This window comes from Roseateles sp. P5_B10 (assembly GCF_056400485.1).
Window position 1 is genome coordinate 1 of the sequence record NZ_JBFULE010001604.1, and the last position, 599, is coordinate 599.

1 protein-coding gene and 1 pseudogene are annotated in these 599 nt (G+C 72.5%); one reads left to right on the plus strand and one right to left on the minus strand.

Annotation, left to right across the window (positions count from 1 at the left end):
• The coding region (locus AC1DU6_RS34845; RefSeq protein WP_477863097.1) for a FimV/HubP family polar landmark protein at positions 1–375 on the minus strand (375 nt) is incomplete at its 3' end.
• A 19-nt stretch (positions 376–394) separates the two neighbouring features.
• Here AC1DU6_RS34845 and AC1DU6_RS34850 point away from each other — a divergent pair.
• Positions 395–599: pseudogene (locus AC1DU6_RS34850) on the plus strand (hypothetical protein); the annotation flags it as partial.

The window sequence follows — 599 nt, forward strand, 5'->3', positions numbered from 1 at the left end:
GCTGAGGGTGAGCTTGTCGGGCGTCGGCGCAGCGGCGGGCTTGCGGTCCTCGACGGCGGCCTGCACCTGTCCTTTGGACTGGCGCTCGCTCCCGCTGTTTTGCAGCGTCGGCGCGGCGGAGGCCAGGCGCTGGCGGTAGGCCGAGAAATCGGCGCTCTGGGCCAGGATGACACGACGCGCTTCGGGCGCCGGCACCGCGGCCAGCGAGTCGCTGGACGGGACCTGCAACACGGCACCCGACTTCAGCAGGTTCATGTTGCCGTCGATGAAGGCGTCGGGATTGTTTCGGAACAGGCCGACCAGCATCTGGTCCAGCGAGATGCCGCTGACCTGGGTGCGCGTGGCAATCTTGGACAGCGAGTCGCCAGGGCGCACGGCGTACTCGGAGGCCGCCGTGGCCGGTGGTCGAACGGGAGCGGGTGCGGCAGCAGGCGGGCGGGCCGCGGCCACCGGCGCTGGCGCCGATGCGGAACCGTTGCGCGGCAAGGCTGAAGTCACAGCCGGCGCCGGTGCGGGAACAGCCTCGCTCGACGCAGCGGTGGCCGGCGCAGGCGCGGCGGCCACGGCCGGCGGTGCCGTAATGATCGGCGCGGGCTTGG